This window comes from Streptomyces sp. GESEQ-4, from assembly GCF_017948455.1.
Lineage (GTDB): Bacteria > Actinomycetota > Actinomycetes > Streptomycetales > Streptomycetaceae > Streptomyces.
This window is the reverse complement of record NZ_JAFFSU010000004.1, coordinates 82,207-99,331: the sequence shown is the minus strand read 5'-3', so window position 1 is coordinate 99,331 and position 17,125 is coordinate 82,207. Positions and strand designations below refer to the sequence as shown.

The window sequence follows — 17,125 nt, the reverse complement described above, 5'->3', positions numbered from 1 at the left end:
GGTTCAGACGTCTCCGGTGGCCTCGCCGATGGGCCGGATCACGACCGGGTACAGCGGCGCGCCCTCGGGCTGCGGGCACTGCAGGACACGGGCGGCGATCTCCGTGACCCGCTCCAGGCTCGCGCAGTCCAGGACCCAGTAGCCGGCCAGCAGCTCCTTGGTCTCGCCGTAGGGGCCGTCGGTGATGACGGGCTTGCCGTCCGAGCCGAGGCTGACGTGCCGGGTGCGGGCGGGCTCGACCAGTCCCTGCGCGTCGACCAGTTCACCGCTCTCGGCGAGGTCGTCGTTGATCGCGCCCATGTGGGCGAACATCGCCTGCACGTCCTGCTCGGTCCAGGCCGGCGAGGTCTCGGACCCCTTGCCCGTCTGCGCCTCGTAGTCCGCCTGCGAGCCCTGCACCATCACCAGATACTTCATCAGTCCGCTCCTTCGGTTCGGACCGCCCTCCGGTGGGCGGCTCTCACAGGGGACGTCGGAGCCGGCCGACGCTTCTCGACACGGGCTTCAGTTTTTCTCGGCGGCGGTTTTCTTCGTCGTGCTCTTCGCAGGCTCCTCGACGGGCTCGGCGCCCGTGTCGACGTATGCCTCGCACTCGGGGTTGTGGCACGGTCCCGGAACCCACACCGGAACCCATGCGCCCAGCGTCTTGTGGCGCTTGATGACTGTCGCGACGGGCTGTCCGCAGACGGGACAGGCATGCTTTTCGCTGTCCATGTCCCAAGCGTAGAGCGGTAAGGGCTTCAGCGCTTCCTGCTGTACGTCCGCACGACCGCGCCGTTCTTGAACGTGCGTACGTCGTCGAGCGTGAACTCCGTGACCGCGCAGCCGGACCCGAACATCGGCATGCCCGAGCCGTACACGATCGGATACGACTTGATGACGAGTTCGTCGACCTCGTCGAGCAGTTCGCCCGCGATCTGCGCGCCGCCGCACAGATAGATGCCGAACTCGCCCTCCTCCTCCTTCAGTTCCCGGACCTTGCCGACCAGGTCGTCGGCGATGATCTCGACATGCGGGTCCGGTGACTCCTTCAGGGTGCGCGAGGCGACGTACTCGCGCAGATGGGCGTACGGGCTGGTGACGCCCTCCTTCAGCGCCAGCTCGTAGCTGCCGCGGCCCTGGATGATCGTGTCGAACCGCTTGTTCTGCAGGTCGTCCAGGCCGAGTGCGCGGCGGCCGTGGGTGGGCAGGGTCTCGGGGTATTCGCTCTTGAGGAACTCGAAGAACTCCTCGTCGACGAAGCTGATCATGGCGCTCCCGTCGCCGGACGGGTCGCCGATGAAGCCGTCGAGCGAGCAGGCGATGTAGTACGTGAGCTTTCGCAAGCTGGTCTCTTTCCGTAGGCTGGGCTGTGAACCACTTCAGTTGTAGTACTTCGCCTGTAGTGGTTGCAAGACGTTTTCGGGGCCGGAATCAAGTGAGAGAAGAGGTTCCGCATTGGCCAGGAATCCGGAGCGCCGGGCCGCTCTCGTCGACGCCGGGGTCGAGGTGCTCGCGCGGGAGGGGGTGCGGGGGCTGACGTTCCGCGCGGTGGACGTCGAGGCCGGGGTGCCGGTGGGCACCGCCTCCAACTACTTCACCGGGCGCGACGATCTGCTGCGCCAGATCGACACCCGGCTGCACGTACGGCTCGCGCCGGACCCCAAGGTGCTGCGCGAGCTGATGGCCAGACCGAGGGACCGCTCCCTGGTCACCGCCTTCATGCACGACCTGATGGCCCGAGCGACCGGCGACCGCACGGGCTATCTAGCCCTCCTGGAGATGCGCCTGGAAGCCACCCGCCGCCCCGAACTGCGCGCCTCGTTCACCAAATCGGTCCGCGGCGACCTCGAGTACGGCATGGAGTTCCACCGCGACGCCGGCCTGCCCGGCGGCGACGAGACCGTCGCCGTCCTGTATCTCGCCATGCTCGGCCTGATCCTGGAGCACCTGACCCTGCCGGGCGTCCTGGACGGCGTACTGCCAGGGGTCACGGTCCCGGAGGGCTTGGTGGAACGGATCGTGACGACGGTGGTGCCGGAGGCGTGATCAGCAGGCCTGATCTGCCGCGCCCCGAAGAGGCGCGGGGCTGTGTCTGACATGCGGCTACCGCCGCGTGGGCGCGACCAGCCCCCACCGGCCCGCAGCAAGCGAACCGCCCATCCAGCGGAGCACTCAGCGAGGTTCACGCCACATAGGCCACATGGTCGGCCCGTCCGGCAGGACAAGCGCACGGCCGGTGAACTCGAACCCGAGCCGCTCATACAGCCCGCGGCTGCGCGCGTTGCTCGCCTCCAGATACGCCGGCAGCCCCTCACGATCGCAGCGGTCGAGGGTCGCGGCGATGAGGGCGGTGCCGAGACCCTTGCCCTGGTGACCGGGGGCGACGCCGATCATCCACAGGTAGGCGTGGGCCCGGTCCGCGGGGTGGCACTCAGCCGTGAGCCGGGCGATCAGCTCGACGCGCTCGTTGTCCGGATCGACGGCCTCGCGCATCTGGGCGGCTTCGCTGTCGTCGGCGTGGGCGTCGGCCGGGTCCGCCTCGTCCGCCGCGGGCATGGACAGCCAGAGTGCGCACGCCGTGCCGTCCCCGGTGACGTCGATCCGGCCCTCGGCGAGCACGACGTCCGTGAAGGCCGCCATCAGCTTGGAGTGGGTCGTACGGCGGTATGCGGCGCCGGGAAAGACCCAACTGCTGACCGGGTCGTCCTGGAAGGCCTCGTCCAGGAGCCGGACCACTAGGTCCCGGTCGCCCTCGCCCGCCGTCCGGATCGCCACGCCCATGTGTCGCCCCTTCACCTCAACCGGCCTTGATCGTACGGCCGTTGAAGCCTATCCGGTTGCTGTGCCGGTCCTTCGGGCGGAAAGGGGGACTCCACTCCTCCGACCGACAAGGGCGGCCCCGCTCCTCCGGCCGACAAGGACAGCCCCGCTCCACTGACCGGTAAGGACAGGCCCCGCGCACCGTGGGGATGCGCGGGGCCCGCCGTGCCGGAGCCTCCGGTGACCGTGCGGGGTCAGGAGCCGCGCGGGCCCGGAGGCTCCGGGGTCATTCCGGACGGAGCGGACTGGTCACGGTGACGTCAGCCGGCCTCGATTGCCGCGCGACCCCACGGCCTCGGTCACCGACTCCGCATGACCTCAACTGCTCCGCCGCGTCACGAACTCCGCCAGCGCGAGCAGGCCGCCCGCCGCCTCCGGGTCCGGGACCGCCCGGGAGAGCTGGCGCATGGCGTGGGCCATACGGTCGGCTGCCTGGGCCTGCGCCCAGTCACGGCCACCCGCCTGCTCCACGGCCAGTGCGGTGCGCTCCAGGTCGGCCTCCTGATACGGCCCCCGGTAGAGCTCGGCGAGTTCGGCCGCGGCCGGGGTGCCGGAGTCCAGCGCGGCAACCACCGGCAGCGACTTCTTGCGGACGGCCAGGTCCGCTCCGGCCGGCTTGCCGGTGCGGCACGGGTCGCCCCATATGCCGATCACGTCGTCGATGAGCTGGAAGGCGAGCCCGGCCTCCCGGCCGAACGCGTCCAGCGCCTCGACGTCCTCCTTCGCCGCCCTCGCATACAGCGCGCCCAGCGCACAGGCGCACCCGAGCAGCGCGCCCGTCTTCGCCTCGGCCATGGCGAGCACTTCGTCGAGACCGACCTCGTCGGGTCCGCGCCGCTCCATGGCCACGTCCGCGTGCTGACCGGCGCACAGTTCGACGACGCAGTCCGCGAGCCGGACCCCGGCCGCCGCGGACGCCGGATGCGGGTCCTCGGCGAGCAGCCGCAGCGCGAGCGCCTGGAGCGCGTCCCCGGCGAGGATCGCCTCGGCGTCGCCGAACACGGTCCAGGCGGTGGGCCGGTGCCGTCGGGTGGTGTCCCGGTCCATCACGTCGTCGTGCAACAACGTGAAGTTGTGGATCAGCTCCACCGCCGCGGCCGCCCGCACGGCCGCCGTCCGTGCCGCGGGTCCGCCGAGCGCGGCGGCCGCGGTGAGGACGAGTGCGGGCCGGATCGCCTTGCCCCCGTTGCCCGCCGCCGGTGTGCCGTCCGCGTGCTCCCACCCGAAGTGGTAGAGCGCGATACGGCGCATGGAGCCGGGCAGCGACTCGACGGCGGCGCGCAGTACGGGGTCGACCGATGTCCGGGCACGCTCCAGGATCGCCGGCGCCTCGTGCCCGTCGAGCCGGTCGGGAGCGGCGTCCGTCGGCCTCGCGATGGGCCCCTGCCCATCCGGTGCCTCGGTGAACCGCCGTGGTCCGGGGGCGCGTTGCTTCGCCTCCATCATGAACTCACCCATGGGATCGCCTCGGAGAGTGGGCGGGCGGTGGCGCTTCCGCTACGGCTGGGCGCGTACCCCGAGGGTGTACCCGCCCTGGCGGGCGGGGACACCGGGTGGGGACGGGGACGGTCACCAGCGGCCGATCTCGACGTTCTCCAGGACGCCGAGCGCGTCCGGCACCAGAACCGCGGCCGAGTAGTACGCCGTCACCAGGTAGTTGATGACCGCCTGTTCGTTGATGCCCATGAAGCGCACGGACAGGCTCGGCTCGATCTCGTCCGGGATCCCGGTCGCGTGCAGACCGATGACGCCCTGGTCGGACTCGCCGGTACGCATCGCGATGATCGAGGTCGTACGGGCGTCGCTGACCGGGATCTTGTTGCACGGGAAGACCGGGACGCCGCGCCAGGTCGGGATGCGGTTGCCGCCGATGTCGATGGTCTCGGGCACCAGTCCGCGCTTGTTCAGCTCGCGGCCAAACGCGGCGATCGCGCGCGGGTGGGCGAGGAACAGCTTGGTGCCGCGGCGCCTGCTGAGCAGCTCGTCCATGTCGTCCGGGCCGGGCACGCCGTCGTGCGGCTGGATGCGCTGCTCGTACTCGCAGTTGTTGAGCAGCCCGAACTCGCGGTTGTTGATGAGTTCGTGCTCCTGGCGCTCCTTCAGCGCCTCGACCGTCAGCCTGAGCTGCTGCTCGGTCTGGTTCATCGGCTTGTTGTAGAGGTCGGCCACGCGCGAGTGGATGCGCAGGACGGTCTGGGCGACGCTCAGTTCGTACTCACGGGGCCTGGCCTCGTAGTCGACGAAGGTGTGCGGGATGTCCGGTTCACCGGAGTGGCCGGCCGAGAGGTCGATCTCCTTCTCGCCGTACTTGTTGGTCCGCTGCTCGGGGATCGCGCGCAGCTGCTCGAAGTGCGTGCTCAGGGAGTCGGCGCGCTCCGCGATCTGCTCGACGTCCTGGCGGGAGAGGACGAGCACCGTGCAGGCGGTGAGCGCGCGGGCCGTGTACTCCCAGATGGCGTCCGGGTCCAGCAGCGCCTGTTCGCCGAAGTAGGCGCCGTCGGCGAGGACTCCGAGGCCCGCGTCGTCGCCGTACGGGCCGGTGCCGACCTTCTCCACCTTGCCGTGCGCGAGCAGATACACCTCGTTGGTCTGACTGCCGAACTCGGCGATCACCTGGCCGGGGGCGAACTCCTGCTGTCGGCACCGCTGGGCCAGCTCGGAGAGCACCTCCTCGTCCTCGTACGACCGCAGGGCCGGCAGTTCGCACAGCTCGGCGGGGATGACCTCGACCCGGTCGCCGGTCTTCACGAACGTCACGCGGGCGTCGCCCACGGCGTACGTGAGGCGGCGGTTCACTCGGTATGTGCCGCCCTCCACGTTCACCCAGGGCAGCATGCGCAGCAGCCAGCGGGAGCTGATCTCCTGCATCTGGGGTACGGACTTGGTGGTGGTGGCCAGGTTCCGCGCGGCCGCCGTGCCGAGACTCTGCTGCGGCCTGTCCTGCTCGGTGCGGACCTCTTCGCCTACCGACATGTGGAATTGCCCTCCCGGTCTGCAACGGCGCCGATCTGCGCCGGGCATCGATCTGCACGGCAAAGCCTTCCATCACGGAGCGTGCTGGTGCTATTACACGAAAGAGCGGGAATGGATCACGGTCCGCTTGGGCATTCATGGGGACCCCGTCCACCGCCATCACCAGACGTCCGCGTCCGGCGGGCGTCGCGCAGCGCGAAGGAGACGGTCATGGCCCCGCCCATGTCCGCGGACAACTTCCTGAAGAAATTGCGTGCGGAAGGCTTAAAGGTCGTCGAGGTCGGCGACTGGCGGCATCACAACCGCAACCACAAAGGCCCGTGGGGACCGGTCCACGGCGTGATGATCCACCACACGGTGACCAAGGGCAGCAAACACACCGTCGATCTGTGCCGGAACGGCTACGAGGGTCTGCCGGGACCCCTGTGCCAGGGCGTGATCACCAAGGACGGCACCGTCCACCTGGTCGGCTACGGCCGCGCCAACCACGCGGGTCTCGGCGACGACGACGTCCTGCGCGCGGTGATCGCCGAGAAGGCGCTCCCGCCGGACAACGAGGCCAACACCGACGGCAACCGCCACTTCTACGGCTTCGAGTGCGAGAACCTCGGCGACGGCAAGGACCCCTGGCCCGCGGCCCAGTTGGAGGCGATCGAGCGGGCCGCCGCCGCGGTCTGCCGCCACCACGGCTGGAACGAGCGCTCGGTCATCGGCCATCTGGAATGGCAGCCGGGAAAAGTGGACCCGCGCGGGTTCACCATGGCGGCGATGCGGCAGCGCATCCGGGACCGGCTGAAGTGAGCAGGTCCGGCGAATTCCGGTGCGGTTCGGCAGCGCCCCGAAGGGGCGCGAGGAACTGCGCGACCAGCCACAACAGGCCCGCAGACGCTCGACGGCCAATCGCCACGCTTCCCGCGGAGCGCTCGGCGGCGACAATGACGAGGTGCCCGGCTCCGACACCTCCCCCCTCACCGACCTGCACCCCCGCCTCCCCTCGCCCGTGCAGGAGGTCACGGACGACCGTTTCACCCGCTACGGCATCCGCCTGCTCCTCAAGCGCGATGACCTGATCCACCCGGAGCTGATCGGCAACAAGTGGCGCAAGCTCGCGCCGAACCTCACCGCGGCGGCCGGGCGCACCGTCGTCACCTTCGGCGGCGCCTACTCCAATCACCTGCGGGCCACGGCCGCCGCGGGCCGCCTCCTCGGCCTGCCCACGGTCGGCGTGGTCCGCGGCCAGGAACTCGCCGACCACCCCCTCAACCCCTCCCTGGCCCGGTGCGCGGCCGACGGAATGCGCCTGCACTTCGTCGACAGATCGACGTACCGCCGCAAGTCCGAACCCGACACCCTGGCGGCCGTCCTGCGCGCGGTGAGCGCCGAGGACGCCTACGTCGTCCCCGAGGGCGGCAGCAACCGCCTTGCCGTACGCGGCTGTCAGGCGCTCGGCGAGGAGCTGCGCGGCCTGGCCGACGTCGTCGCGGTCGCCTGCGGCACCGGCGGCACACTCGCCGGACTGGCCGCGGGGCTCGCCCCCGACCAGCGCGCTCTCGGCGTTCCGGTGCTCAAAGGGGGTTTCCTCACCGCCGACGTCCAGGCCTTCCAGTCCCAGGCCTTCGGTGGCCCCCGCGGCACCTGGACCCTGGACGACCGCTTCCACTTCGGCGGCTACGCCCGCACCACCCCCGCCCTGGACGCCTTCACCGACGACTTCGAAAACCGCCACGGCCTGCCCATCGAGCGTCTCTATGTCGCCAAGTTGCTGTACGCCCTTGTCGCCCTAGCGGAAGAGAGCGCCTTCCCGCGCGGGACGACAGTGGCGGCGATCATCACGGGCCGCCCCTTCGACTGACCCCGCCCCGCAAGGGGCGCGGGGAACTGCGCGACCAGCCCCCACCGACCCGCAGCGAACGAACCGCAAATCCAGCGCCTACGTCGTCTCCCGGAACGCCGCCGCCTCCTCCAAGTCCAGCCTGCGCAGCAACGTCCGCAGCATCTCGTCGTCGATGTAGCGGCCGTCGCGCAGCTTGACGAACACCTCGCGTTCGGCGCCGATCATCTCCCGGGACAGGCGGCGGTAGGTGTCGTCGGCGGTTTCGCCGGTGACGGGATTGACCGCGCCGAGGCGTTCCCAGACGGCGTTGCGGCGGCGCTCCAGGACGGTGCGGAGGCGGTCGGCGAGGGGCCCGGGGAGGGCGTTGCGTTCGTCGGCGAGGAGTTCGTCCAGGCGGCGCTCGGCGGCCCGGGAGGCCTGCGCCTGGGCGTTCGCCTCGGCGAGGGTCTCGGCCTGCTCGTCCCGGCCGGGCAGCTTCAGCAGGCGGATCAGCGGGGGCAGCGTGACGCCCTGCAGGACCAGCGTGCCGATGACCGTCGTGAAGGTCAGGAAGAGGATGAGGTTGCGCTCGGGGAAGGGCTCGCCGTCATCGACGGTCAGCGGGATCGAGAAGGCGATCGCCAGCGAGACCACACCCCTCATCCCGGCCCAGGACATGACGAACAGGCCCTTCCAGACGGGGTACTGCCTGCGCTGACGTGTCCCCGCGAACAGCAGGCGCGACAGGTAAGCCAGCGGATACACCCAGATGAACCGGGCCGCGACGACGACCAGGAAGACGGCCACCGCGTACCAGGCCGCGGCGGCACCCTCGTACTCCCCGAGTCCCTCGAGAACGACCGGCAGTTGCAGTCCGATCAGCGCGAACACCGACGACTCCAGGACGAACGCCACCATCTTCCAGACCGCGTCCTCCTGGAGGCGGGTCGCGAAGTCGACCTCCCACGCGCGATGTCCCAGATAGAGGGCGACGACCACGACGGCGAGCACTCCGGAGGCGTGCACCTGCTCGGCGGCCGCGTAGGCGACGAAGGGGATCATCAGGGAGAGCGTGTTCTGCAGCAGCGCCTCCTTGACGTGGACGCGCAGCCAGTGGATCGGCACCATCAGCACCAGCCCGAAGCCGACACCGCCGACCGCCGCGACCACGAACTCGGCGATCCCGCCCGCCCAGGTGGCGCCCTCCCCGACCGCGGCGGCGAGGGCCACCCGGTAGGCGGTGATCGCGGTGGCGTCGTTCACCAGGGACTCGCCCTGAAGGATCGTGGTGATCCGGGACGGCAAGCCCACCCGGCGCGCGATCGCCGTCGCCGCCACCGCGTCCGGCGGCGCCACCACCGCACCGAGCACCAGCGCCGCGGTCAGCGGCAGATCGGGGACGATCACATAGGCCGCCCAGCCGACGGCGAAGGTGGCGAAGAGCACGTACCCGACCGACAGCAGCGCAACGGGCCGCATTTGCGCGCGCAGATCGAGGTACGAGCTGTCGGTGGCCGCCGAGTGCAGCAGCGGGGGCAGCACGAGCGGCAGGACGATGTGCGGGTCGAGCGTGTAATCGGGCACTCCGGGGACGTACGAGACCGCCAGCCCGGCCGCGACCAGCAGCAGCGGAGCCGGCACCGGGGTCCGCCGGGCGGCCGCCGCGACGACGGCACTGCCCGCCACCAGCAACAGCAGTGGCATCACGTCCATCGTTCCCGCCCTCGTTTTTCCGCGCGGTCGTCCACGCGCCCGACGTAACCTGGCAATCATGAAACAGTGCACGCACTCCGACGCGCTGCCGCACCCCGAACCCGAGCCCCTGAGCGACACCTGTCTGGAGTGCCTGGCGGAGGGCCAGCATCCCGTACAGCTGCGGCTCTGCCTCACCTGCGGTCATGTCGGCTGCTGCGACTCCTCGCCCGGGAGGCACGCGGCGGAGCACCACAAGGACTCGGGGCATCCCATCATGCGGACGCACGAGCCCGGTGAGCGCTGGCGCTGGTGCTTCGTCGACCATGTACTTGTGTGACGCTGTATTCGACGCATTCGACGTCTGATGCCCACGGTTCAAACGTGGGACGTCTGGGTACGTCAACCCGGCGCGCGCTCTTCCCAATTGGGCCCGCAGACCCCCTAGCCACGGAGCGTATCCGTGTGTTTACTATGAGTGACAGCAAGGGGTTGGGGTCCCGGGGACAGGAAACTCGTGAGCGCGGTAGCGTCACCGCTGAACACACATCGCGTTACCCGGGGGGCGACCCTCGGCCCCGAAAAGCTTGTACCACCTTGGAGGTGAGGGTGTCCCAGATCGCAGGCGAGCCCGCGACCCAGGACTTCGTGGAAGTCCGGCTGCCGGCTGCGGGTGCCTACCTGTCGGTGCTGCGTACGGCCACGGCCGGTCTCGCGGCCCGTTTGGACTTCACCCTCGACGAGATCGAGGACCTTCGCATCGCGGTGGACGAGGCCTGCGCGATCCTGCTGCAGCAGGCCGTGCCCGGCTCGGTGCTCAGCTGTGTCTTCCGTCTCGTCGACGACTCGCTCGAGGTCACCGTCTCGGCCCCGACCACTGACGGTCACGCCCCCGCGCGCGACACTTTCGCCTGGACTGTCCTGTCCGCCCTGGCGGGCAAGGTCTCCTCCGCGGTGGACGACGACAAGACCGTTTCGATCAGCCTCTACAAACAGCGCGGCGCGGGACCCGGGCCGGCGTGAAGGACGGGGACGGGCCGGTGCGGGAAGAAGAGCGCGGCACACGGGAGCTGCCGGCCGAGGGCACAAGCGGTCCGAGCGGTGCCCGACGCATGGCTGACGGCATCGACGGCATCCCCGAGCAGGCCCGGCCACATCCGGAGGACGACGCCGACAACCTGACGGCGGCCGGCTTCCTGGACGACGGGCAGCGGGATCGGGATGGTGCCGTGCAGAGCGCGCCCCTCGAAGGCCGGATCGGGGTCTCTCCGGTCCGGGCAGGGGCGGCGGCTCGGGGAAGGGCGACGGGCGGGACGATGAGCGAGCACGAGCGAGACGATCAGCCGGGCGTGCCCAGCGTGCAGGTCACGCAGCACAACCCTCAGGACCGCAGCGGCGCGCGCGCCATGTTCGTCGAGCTGCGCACCCTGAAGGACGGCAGTCCGGAGTACGCGGAGCTGCGCAACAGGTTGGTCCGCATGCACCTGCCGCTCGTCGAGCATCTCGCGCGCCGCTTCCGCAACCGCGGAGAGCCGCTGGACGATCTGACCCAGGTCGCCACCATCGGCCTGATCAAGTCGGTCGACCGCTTCGACCCGGACCGCGGCGTCGAGTTCTCGACGTACGCGACCCCGACGGTCGTCGGCGAGATCAAGCGGCACTTCCGCGACAAGGGCTGGGCGGTGCGCGTCCCGCGCCGGCTGCAGGAGCTGCGCCTCGCGCTCACCACCGCCACGGCGGAGCTCTCGCAGCGGCACGGCCGCTCCCCCACGGTTCATGAACTGGCCGAGAAGCTGGGTATCTCGGAGGAGGAGGTCCTAGAGGGCCTGGAGTCGGCCAACGCGTACTCCACGCTGTCTTTGGACGTCCCCGACACCGACGACGAGTCCCCGGCGGTCGCGGACACGCTGGGCGCGTACGACGAGGCCCTGGAGGGCGTCGAGTACCGCGAGTCGCTCAAGCCGCTCCTCGAGGACCTGCCGCCGCGCGAGAAGCGGATCCTGCTGCTGCGCTTCTTCGGCAACATGACGCAGTCGCAGATCGCGCAGGAGGTCGGCATCTCACAGATGCATGTGTCGCGGCTGCTGGCACGGACGCTGGCACAGCTGCGGGAGAAGCTCCTCGTAGAGGAGTAAGGCCTACTTCTGAGACGCGTTCCCGGGTCCCTGGATCCCGAGGGCCCGGGTCGTCTCGGCGTTCACCAGCAGCACCAGCGCCGTCACCGCCACCACGGCGAGCGCGATACCGCCGGGAATGGCCACGCTGTCGGCCTGGAGCAGGTTGTAGGCCACCGGCAGCGCCAGGAGCTGCGTGATGACGGCCGGGCCACGGCTCCAGCTGCGCCGGGCGAGCAGTCCGCGGGCGGCCAGCAGCGGCAGCAGCGCGAGGACGAGCACGGTGACGCCACCGGTGATGGCCTGCTGCCGGTCGTCCGGGGCGCCCGTGATCCCCAGGACCAGCATCCAGACACCGCCGACGACCAGGGCGATCCCCTCCAGACCGGCCAGCGCTGCCGCGTAGGTCAGGCGCCGGGGGCGGGGTTCTGCGGCTTCCGGGACGGTTTCCGAAGACGGTTTCTGCTCACTGCTCACCCCAGAAGCGTAGCCCTCGCCATGTCCACCGCCGTGGCCAGGATCTCTTACGAGATCCCTACCTGGGCTGGGCCCGGTACCACCCAGTAGGTACGCTGCAACGCATGCGTGCACTTCTCGTGGTCAATCCGGCGGCAACCACCACAAGCGCACGTACGCGCGATGTCCTGATCCATGCGCTCGCCAGCGAGATGAAGCTGGAGGCGGTCACCACCGAGTACCGCGGCCACGGGCGCGACCTGGGCCGGCAGGCAGCGGAGAGCGACGACATCGATCTCGTGGTGGCCCTCGGCGGCGACGGCACGGTCAACGAGGTCGTCAACGGCCTGCTCCACGCCGGCCCCGACCCGGACCACCTGCCCCGTCTCGCCGTCGTCCCCGGCGGCTCGACCAACGTCTTCGCCCGCGCCCTCGGCCTGCCCAACGACGCCGTGGAGGCCACCGGCGCCGTACTGGACGCGCTGCGCGAGAAAAGCGAACGCACGGTCGGACTCGGACTCGCCGCGGGCACGCCGGGTACCGAGGACGAAGCCGTCCCGGCCCGCTGGTTCACCTTCAACGCTGGGCTCGGCTTCGACGGCGGTGTCGTCGGCCGGGTCGAACAGCAGCGGGAACTGGGCAAGAAGTCGACACACGCGCTCTACGTCCGCCAGGTCGTCCGTCAACTGCTGGGTGAGTCCAACCGGAGGCACGGTTCGATCACGCTGGAGCGGGCCGGCGAGGAGCCGGTGCCCGGTCTGGTGGTGTCCATAGTCTCGAACACCGCTCCATGGACCTATCTGGGCAATCGCCCGATGTACGCGTCTCCTAAGGCCTCGTTCGATACCGGGCTCGACGTATTCGGTCTGACCCGGCTGTCCATGCCGGCGGTCGCCCGGTATGGCACGCAGTTGCTCAATTCGTCCCCCGAGCACGGACCCCAGGGCAAGCACGCCGTGGGCCTGCACGACCTGGACCAGTTCACCTTGCAATCGAAGGCGCCACTACCCCTCCAGATGGACGGCGACCACCTCGGGCTGCGTACCAGCGTGACGTTCACAGGCGTACGCCGTGCACTGCGTGTGATTGTGTGAGCAGAAGGGGCTAAAGTCCTTTCACTCGAACGTTTAGGCCAGGGTCCACCCCATGGAAGTACGGCTGTGACCTAGTCGACACCGAGGAATCAAAAAAAACTTTCCGGAAGGGGTTGTATCCGCCGCTGAGGTTTGCGAGTCTCTACGTGGCGATCGGGACGGCCCGCAGAATCGGCCTCCACAGATCACCGGAACCCCTCTTCAATCCACAGGACCACGCCAGGGAAACCTGACGGTCGGCCCTTCACTTGTTGAGGGATTCGTGAAAGCGTTCACATTCACAAGCAATCAGCACGTAATACCAAGGAGAGGTAGCAGCCATGGACTGGCGTCACAACGCCGTTTGCCGCGAGGAAGACCCCGAGCTCTTCTTCCCCATCGGCAACACCGGTCCTGCGCTGCTGCAGATCGAGGAAGCCAAGGCCGTCTGCCGCCGCTGCCCCGTCATGGAGCAGTGCCTGCAGTGGGCGCTCGAGTCCGGCCAGGACTCCGGCGTCTGGGGTGGTCTCAGCGAGGACGAGCGCCGTGCCATGAAGCGTCGCGCCGCCCGCAACCGGGCCCGTCAGGCCTCCGCCTGACACACCCGCCCCGCACAGCCTGAGCTTGGCGGCGCGTACAGCGAGTACGCATCTCCCGCCCCCGAGCCGCAGCGCGCAGTACCCCCGATGCGCACATCACGCACGAGCACTGACCCCGGACCACAGGATGGTCCGGGGCTCTTTGCTGTGCGCAGACGCTACGTGCGCTATTGGCTGACGCTACGTGCGCTACTTGTTCGGCTGCACCGGGATGTCAAGGATCACTTGAGTGCCCCGCGCCGGCGCCGGCACCATGTCGAACGAACCGCCCAACTCGCCTTCCACCAGCGTCCGTACGATCTGCAGCCCCAGGTTGCCAGCGGTCTGCGGGTCGAAGCCGGCGGGCAGTCCGACCCCGTCGTCCTGGACGGTGACAAGGAGCCGCGCCTCCTTCGTCGTACCGCCGCGGACGGCCATGACCTCGACGGTTCCGGTGTCGCCTTCGCGGAAGCCGTGTTCCAGGGCGTTCTGCAGGACTTCGGTCAGGACCATGGAGAGCGGAGTGGCGACCTCGGCGTCCAGGATGCCGAAGCGTCCGGTGCGTCGGCCGGTGACCTTGCCGGGCGAGATCTCGGCCACCATCGCGAGGACCCGGTCCGCGATCTCGTCGAACTCCACACGCTCGTCCAGGTTCTGGGAGAGCGTCTCGTGCACGATCGCGATCGACCCGACCCGCCGTACCGCCTCTTCGAGCGCCTCGCGCCCGCGGTCGGACTCGATACGGCGGGCCTGGAGGCGGAGCAGGGCCGCCACGGTCTGGAGGTTGTTCTTCACCCGGTGGTGGATCTCCCGGATGGTGGCGTCCTTGGTGATCAACTCGCGTTCGCGGCGGCGCAGTTCGGTGACGTCACGGAGCAGGACCAGCGAACCGATGCGGGTGCCCTTGGGCTTGAGCGGGATCGTGCGGAACTGGATCACCCCGTCACGGGCCTCGATCTCGAACTCGCGCGGCGCCCAGCCACTTGCCACCTTGGCGAGCGCCTCGTCCACCGGGCCGCGGGACGGGGCGAGTTCGGCGGTGATCTTGCCGAGGTGGCAGCCGACGAGGTCGGCGGCGAGGCCCATGCGGTGGTAGGCGGAGAGTCCATTCGGGGAGGCGTACTGAACGATGCCGTCCGCGTCGAGCCGGATCAGTCCGTCGCCGACACGCGGGGCGGCGTCCATGTCCATCTGCTGGTTGGGGAACGGGAACGAGCCCGCCGCGATCATCTGCGCGAGGTCCGACGCGCTCTGGAGATACGTCAACTCCAGGCGGCTCGGGGTGCGGACGGTCAGGAGGTTGGTGTTGCGCGCGATGACACCGAGGACGCGTCCCTCCCGTCGTACCGGAATGGACTCGACCCGGACCGGCACCTCTTCGCGCCACTCGGGGTCGCCCTCGCGCACGATCCGGCCCTCGTCGTGGGCGGCGTCCAGCATGGGGCGCCGGCCGCGCGGGACGAGGTGGCCGACCATGTCGTCCTGGTAGGAGGTGGGGCCGGTGTTGGGGCGCATCTGGGCGACGGAGACATAGCGGGTGCCGTCGCGGGTGGGGACCCACAGGACCAGGTCGGCGAAGGAGAGGTCGGAGAGCAGCTGCCACTCCGAGACCAGCAGATGCAGCCACTCGAGATCGGAGTCGTCGAGAGCGGTGTGCTGGCGGACCAGTTCGTTCATGGAGGGCACGTGTGCGAGCGTACCTGGCGGTTTGTACGGCTCTGAAATGTACGGCTCCCATACGGGCCTGCGTACGGCCCCGGAGACACCCGCGGGCCGCGGCGCCTGAGAGGGACCCTCAACCCTCCCGGCACCGCAGCCCGGAGCAGCATCGGCCGTGGGGTGTGCGGTCCCGGTCGGCCGAAGGATGAGGAGCCGGGGCAGTCAGGGCAGAGAGCTCCGGTTCCTCGTCCGCCTTCCTGTGCGGGGAAGACGGAGGCTCTAGTGAAGCGCGCCGTGCTTGATACGCACTTGAGCTTCCCTACGCATTGTGGACTAGACCACTATCCATGTCCATGCATCGGGAGCTGTTTTGTTGTTGGACCCTGTGCGTTGTTGGCGCTTCGCAGCCTAACCCGCTCGGGCTACGCGCGGGGCCAGATGGCCATCGCAATTTCCGCGAGCGCTTCCAGTTCCTCCCGGCGCGCGCCGTCGCGCGCCTGCTGGGACATGCCCTGGATCACCGCGCCCGTGTGCCGGGCGAGCGCGGCGGCATCGGTGTCGGCCGGGAGTTCACCTGCGGCGATGTCCGCTCTGATACGGCCCTCAAAGGCGGCGATGTTGGCGTTGCGCCGGTCGCGCAGGGATGCCTCCACCTCGGGATTGCTGCAGTTGGTCGCCGCGTGGACGACGAGACAGCCGTGCGGGAGGCCGGGTTCGGTGTACTTCGCGGCGGCTTCCCGCAGCATGCGGGCGACGGCGGCCCGGGCGGTGGGTTCCTCGGCGAGGGCTCGGTCGCCGAAGGAGCCGTACCGCGTGCCGTACTCGCTGACGACCTCCGCGAAGAGCGCCTGCTTGTCGCCGAACGCCGCGTACAGGCTCGGGGCGCCGATGCCCATCACGCGGGTGAGGTCGGAGACGGAGGTCGCCTCATAGCCGTGCTCCCAGAAGGCCATGATCGCCTTCTCCAGCGCGGTTTCCCGGTCGAAGGAGCGGGGGCGGCCACGCACCCTGCCCTTCGCCCTCACCTGTTCGCCGGTCTCCTCGATTCCCACCATGGGGTTCATTTTATAGCGGGTGCTAGAGAAATGTCGGTGGGGTGTTGTACGGTCTTTTTGTAGCGATCACTAGACAAAAGTGAGGGGGCGCCGACATGGGCAGGCTTGCCGGCAGGACGGCACTGGTGACGGGTGCGAGCAGGGGCATCGGGCGAGGGATCGCCGAGCGGCTGGGGCGCGACGGGGCACGGGTCGCGGTGCACTACGGCAGGAGCGAGGCGGCCGCGAAGGAGACGGTCGCCGCGATCGAGGCGGCGGGCGGCTCGGCGTTCGCGATCGGCGTCGAGCTGGGGCTGCCGGGGGACGCGGAGGCGCTGTGGGAGGAGTTCGACCGGCACGCGGACGGGCTGGACATCCTGGTGAACAACGCCGGGATCGGTGCGTCCCGGCCGATCGGGGAGATCGACGAGGAGGAGTACGACCGGGTCTTCGCGGTCAATGCGAAGGCACCGTTCTTCATCGCCAAGCACGGCCTGGCGCGGCTGCGCGACGGCGGAAGGGTCATCAACATCTCGTCGGGACTGGCCCGGACCGCGGCGATGCCGAACAACATGGCGTACGCCATGACGAAGGGCGCCCTCGATGTCTTCTCCCGCGACCTGTCCAAGGTGCTGGGCTCGCGGAACATCACGGTGAACTCGGTGGCGCCGGGGATCATCGACACCGACAACACATATGAGCTGCTGCATGCGAGCGAGGAGGCGTGGGGCGAGGCAGCGGCGATATCCGCGCTCGGACGTGTGGGCGAGACGGCCGATGTGGCGGAGGTGGTGGCGTTTCTGGCGTCCGAGGGAGGACGGTGGGTGACCGGGAGCTGGGTGGATGCGACGGGGGGTTCGCTGACCTGAGGGACAGCCGCCGATGCTCCGGATCACCTGGGACACAAGGCCCGTCTCTGTTAGATTGGTCT

The 17,125-nt window shown here is 69.6% G+C and carries 19 protein-coding genes; 9 read left to right on the top strand and 10 right to left on the bottom strand.

Annotation, left to right across the window (positions count from 1 at the left end):
- Window positions 1-3: 3 nt before the first annotated feature.
- From KCH48_RS10595 to KCH48_RS10585, 3 genes are all read right to left on the bottom strand, one after another.
- Window positions 4-417 (bottom strand): YciI family protein, encoded by a 414-nt coding sequence (locus KCH48_RS10595; protein WP_210572408.1) that lies wholly within the window; start codon window positions 415-417, stop codon window positions 4-6.
- Between the two features lie 87 nt (window positions 418-504).
- Window positions 505-714 (bottom strand): hypothetical protein, encoded by a 210-nt coding sequence (locus tag KCH48_RS10590; RefSeq protein WP_210572406.1) that lies wholly within the window; start codon window positions 712-714, stop codon window positions 505-507.
- Between the two features lie 26 nt (window positions 715-740).
- Window positions 741-1,325, bottom strand: coding sequence for a dihydrofolate reductase family protein (locus tag KCH48_RS10585; RefSeq protein WP_210572405.1), 585 nt, complete (start codon window positions 1,323-1,325; stop codon window positions 741-743).
- A 112-nt stretch (window positions 1,326-1,437) separates the two neighbouring features.
- On the opposite strand from KCH48_RS10585, the gene KCH48_RS10580 reads away from it, so the two are divergent.
- Window positions 1,438-2,028: a TetR/AcrR family transcriptional regulator gene (locus KCH48_RS10580; RefSeq protein WP_210572404.1), complete on the top strand. Its 591-nt coding sequence runs from the start codon at window positions 1,438-1,440 to the stop codon at window positions 2,026-2,028.
- Window positions 2,029-2,154: 126 nt separating this feature from the next.
- Here the strand turns inward: KCH48_RS10580 and KCH48_RS10575 are convergent, their stop codons facing one another.
- The 3 genes from KCH48_RS10575 to KCH48_RS10565 all read right to left on the bottom strand — a co-directional run bounded on the left by KCH48_RS10575 (window position 2,155) and on the right by KCH48_RS10565 (window position 5,775).
- Window positions 2,155-2,763, bottom strand: a complete 609-nt coding sequence (locus KCH48_RS10575; protein ID WP_210572403.1) for an N-acetyltransferase — start codon at window positions 2,761-2,763, stop codon at window positions 2,155-2,157.
- Window positions 2,764-3,120: 357 nt separating this feature from the next.
- Complete coding sequence (locus KCH48_RS10570) at window positions 3,121-4,260, bottom strand: family 2 encapsulin nanocompartment cargo protein polyprenyl transferase (RefSeq protein WP_210572402.1); 1,140 nt, start codon at window positions 4,258-4,260, stop codon at window positions 3,121-3,123.
- Window positions 4,261-4,371: 111 nt separating this feature from the next.
- Window positions 4,372-5,775 (bottom strand): family 2B encapsulin nanocompartment shell protein, encoded by a 1,404-nt coding sequence (locus KCH48_RS10565; protein WP_210572401.1) that lies wholly within the window; start codon window positions 5,773-5,775, stop codon window positions 4,372-4,374.
- Between the two features lie 222 nt (window positions 5,776-5,997).
- Between KCH48_RS10565 and KCH48_RS10560 the strand changes: the two genes are divergently transcribed.
- Both KCH48_RS10560 and KCH48_RS10555 read left to right on the top strand, forming a co-directional pair.
- Window positions 5,998-6,576 (top strand): N-acetylmuramoyl-L-alanine amidase, encoded by a 579-nt coding sequence (locus KCH48_RS10560; RefSeq protein WP_210572947.1) that lies wholly within the window; start codon window positions 5,998-6,000, stop codon window positions 6,574-6,576.
- Window positions 6,577-6,718: 142 nt separating this feature from the next.
- Window positions 6,719-7,627, top strand: a complete 909-nt coding sequence (locus tag KCH48_RS10555; RefSeq protein ID WP_210572399.1) for a 1-aminocyclopropane-1-carboxylate deaminase/D-cysteine desulfhydrase — start codon at window positions 6,719-6,721, stop codon at window positions 7,625-7,627.
- Window positions 7,628-7,705: 78 nt separating this feature from the next.
- On the opposite strand, the gene KCH48_RS10550 is transcribed toward KCH48_RS10555, so the two are convergent.
- Window positions 7,706-9,301 (bottom strand): Na+/H+ antiporter, encoded by a 1,596-nt coding sequence (locus KCH48_RS10550; protein WP_210572396.1) that lies wholly within the window; start codon window positions 9,299-9,301, stop codon window positions 7,706-7,708.
- A gap of 58 nt (window positions 9,302-9,359) precedes the next feature.
- Here KCH48_RS10550 and KCH48_RS10545 point away from each other — a divergent pair, with 58 nt between their 5' ends.
- The 3 genes from KCH48_RS10545 (at window position 9,360) to KCH48_RS10535 (ending at window position 11,415) form a co-directional block, all read left to right on the top strand.
- A complete protein-coding gene (locus KCH48_RS10545) occupies window positions 9,360-9,620 on the top strand; it encodes a UBP-type zinc finger domain-containing protein (RefSeq protein ID WP_210572390.1) in 261 nt (86 codons plus the stop codon).
- Window positions 9,621-9,889: 269 nt separating this feature from the next.
- Entirely contained in the window at window positions 9,890-10,303 is a 414-nt protein-coding gene (locus tag KCH48_RS10540) for an anti-sigma regulatory factor (protein ID WP_030784224.1), read from the top strand.
- 17 nt (window positions 10,304-10,320) lie between these two features.
- Window positions 10,321-11,415: an RNA polymerase sigma factor SigF gene (locus tag KCH48_RS10535; protein WP_374104671.1), complete on the top strand. Its 1,095-nt coding sequence runs from the start codon at window positions 10,321-10,323 to the stop codon at window positions 11,413-11,415.
- 3 nt (window positions 11,416-11,418) lie between these two features.
- Here the strand turns inward: KCH48_RS10535 and KCH48_RS10530 are convergent, their stop codons facing one another.
- On the bottom strand, window positions 11,419-11,871 hold the full coding sequence (locus tag KCH48_RS10530; protein ID WP_210572384.1) for a hypothetical protein: 453 nt from the start codon (window positions 11,869-11,871) through the stop codon (window positions 11,419-11,421).
- A gap of 104 nt (window positions 11,872-11,975) precedes the next feature.
- Here KCH48_RS10530 and KCH48_RS10525 point away from each other — a divergent pair, with 104 nt between their 5' ends.
- Both KCH48_RS10525 and KCH48_RS10520 read left to right on the top strand, forming a co-directional pair.
- On the top strand, window positions 11,976-12,944 hold the full coding sequence (locus KCH48_RS10525) for a diacylglycerol kinase family protein (RefSeq protein ID WP_210572382.1): 969 nt from the start codon (window positions 11,976-11,978) through the stop codon (window positions 12,942-12,944).
- Window positions 12,945-13,264: 320 nt separating this feature from the next.
- Complete coding sequence (locus KCH48_RS10520) at window positions 13,265-13,522, top strand: WhiB family transcriptional regulator (RefSeq protein ID WP_016639615.1); 258 nt, start codon at window positions 13,265-13,267, stop codon at window positions 13,520-13,522.
- Window positions 13,523-13,711: 189 nt separating this feature from the next.
- Here KCH48_RS10520 and KCH48_RS10515 read toward each other — a convergent pair whose 3' ends face one another.
- Both KCH48_RS10515 and KCH48_RS10510 read right to left on the bottom strand, forming a co-directional pair.
- Complete coding sequence (locus KCH48_RS10515; RefSeq protein ID WP_210572380.1) at window positions 13,712-15,187, bottom strand: sensor histidine kinase; 1,476 nt, start codon at window positions 15,185-15,187, stop codon at window positions 13,712-13,714.
- Between the two features lie 395 nt (window positions 15,188-15,582).
- Window positions 15,583-16,215 carry a TetR/AcrR family transcriptional regulator gene (locus KCH48_RS10510; protein WP_210572379.1) on the bottom strand — a complete coding sequence of 211 codons (633 nt, stop codon included), beginning with the start codon at window positions 16,213-16,215 and terminating at the stop codon, window positions 15,583-15,585.
- Between the two features lie 95 nt (window positions 16,216-16,310).
- Between KCH48_RS10510 and KCH48_RS10505 the strand changes: the two genes are divergently transcribed.
- Window positions 16,311-17,063, top strand: coding sequence for an SDR family oxidoreductase (locus KCH48_RS10505; protein ID WP_210572378.1), 753 nt, complete (start codon window positions 16,311-16,313; stop codon window positions 17,061-17,063).
- Window positions 17,064-17,125 lie beyond the last annotated feature (62 nt).